The following is a 1,698-nucleotide window of genomic DNA, read 5'->3' on the forward strand; positions in this document are numbered from 1 at the left end:
TGCGTTAAGTATTGAAACGGGCGTATGGCACACCCGTTGTTTTTATAAATATATTAACCGTTATAAAATAACGTATAGAAAGTCAAGTGATCACATTTCAAATATCAATTTGATAGTATTGGCATGGTGATTATTTATGGGTAGCAATAAAAGGACAGTATTTATCATCCATAGGGATAGTCTCTGTACTTTTATTCCCATTATGCTAATGCCTTACTGAATTATGAAGCATTTCTTAAGCATCCAACTTTAGCTAGATTAATGGTTTATTATTTTCTACATCTTCAATATATAAAAGCGTATTATCAATGGCGTAGTAACTGCGTTTGTTATGATTAACATCAGTAACCCACCGGAAAACGCCCGCGCCTGCTAGTGTTGAACAGTATTCCCGAAATGTAGATTTTCCGCAAATATGAAGCAATGCGGCCTCTTTTATTTTAGCAGGGTTCTTGGTCGTACTAACTTTTAACAGGTTCCTGGTTCCTCTTAATAACAAAACCGTGTCATCGTGAGTAATAATTCTGATGTTATCCGTAGCCAGATAATAAATGTAATGTGCAATACGGTGATGTTTTAATTCTGAATAAAACCAGGAGAAGTTTTGCTCTTTTCTCACTTGCTCAAACATCTTTTGAAAAACAACGACCTGATCCATCAGGATAATAACCTCTTGTTAGTTGTGAGACTGCGTAGTGTGCACGATCGGTTTTACCACTTCAATCTGGTCTGTCCTTTGGCTGTGATATGTACAGAGTGTGATAGAGGGAATATCTGAATTCTCCCAGTGAGCATTTTGCAACGGACCAGCTCCGGTACAAACGCTGTTGTGGGTTCAGATTATAACATTCTGTCTAAGGGGCGGGATAAAGGTGAAATTAGGGGGCATGAAAGATGACTTTATAACCTTGCTCACCCCAATGTTGTAAAAGTTCGTTTTGCCTTCTCGTTGGTGCCATGCCTGTCCAGACAATCAATGTTTGCGTCGGGAACAGTTCCGGGCGCGGCGATTCAATGGGATCAGCAAGAACAGAAATGTGCCATCCTGACAATGATAAACGCCATGCTTCCAGCCACAATCGTGCTCTCTCTTCAACATTCCACGCCATCAGAATGGCTTCTTTACCGGGCTTACGGCGCATTTCGAAAAGCGAGGTTGCTGCGTATTCAATTAATGCGCCGTCAAACATACTGCTCATAATGCGGGAGGTGTTGTGATCAAGCACGAGACGCTGGCGAACAGGAAGGTAAACATGATTAATCAATTGATCTACTGGGTACTCTCGACCCAGTGAAATAATTCTCGCGCGTAGTTTGGCAGGATTAGCCATGCGAAGAATTGACATCATCTCTTCTTGCAGGCGGCTCCAGTCATCTTCCGTATCCTGGCTGGTGGTTTCCAGTAATGTTTTAACTTTGCCTACAGGGACGCCATTACTTATCCAACGCTTGATCTCTTCGATGCGTTGTATGTCTTCTTCATCAAAGAGTCGGTGTCCGCCTTCACTGCGCTGTGGTTTTAACAAACCGTAGCGGCGTTGCCAGGCCCGGAGAGTGACAGGATTAATCCCGCAACGTTCAGCAACATCACCAATGCTGTAATAAGCCACAATTCCTCCTTGCGGTCACAAATCTCCGTCGCCTGTACACGACCCAATAATACTTTGTACAATATACGCTAAAATTGTACAAAGTATA

The 1,698-nt window shown here is 42.3% G+C and carries 3 protein-coding genes; all 3 read right to left on the bottom strand.

Going from position 1 to position 1,698, the window contains the following annotated elements:
* Window positions 1-90: 90 nt before the first annotated feature.
* Window positions 91-201 carry a hypothetical protein gene (locus tag QZF50_RS23605; protein WP_032141808.1) on the bottom strand — a complete coding sequence of 37 codons (111 nt, stop codon included), beginning with the start codon at window positions 199-201 and terminating at the stop codon, window positions 91-93.
* A 52-nt stretch (window positions 202-253) separates the two neighbouring features.
* On the bottom strand, window positions 254-658 hold the full coding sequence (locus QZF50_RS23610; protein ID WP_000373101.1) for a DUF1398 domain-containing protein: 405 nt from the start codon (window positions 656-658) through the stop codon (window positions 254-256).
* A 220-nt stretch (window positions 659-878) separates the two neighbouring features.
* A complete protein-coding gene (bluR, locus tag QZF50_RS23615; RefSeq protein ID WP_000332319.1) occupies window positions 879-1,610 on the bottom strand; it encodes a DNA-binding transcriptional repressor BluR in 732 nt (243 codons plus the stop codon).
* Window positions 1,611-1,698 lie beyond the last annotated feature (88 nt).

Origin of the sequence: uncultured Escherichia sp., assembly GCF_948475835.1 — a bacterium.
In the GTDB taxonomy this organism is placed as follows: Bacteria; Pseudomonadota; Gammaproteobacteria; order Enterobacterales; family Enterobacteriaceae; genus ECMA0423.

Bases quoted from the DNA above. Each gene is read 5' to 3' on its own strand.
- QZF50_RS23605 (WP_032141808.1), bottom strand. From the start codon at position 201: ATGGGAATAAAAGTACAGAGACTATCCCTATGGATGATAAATACTGTC.
- QZF50_RS23610 (WP_000373101.1), bottom strand. From the start codon at position 658: ATGGATCAGGTCGTTGTTTTTCAAAAGATGTTTGAGCAAGTGAGAAAA.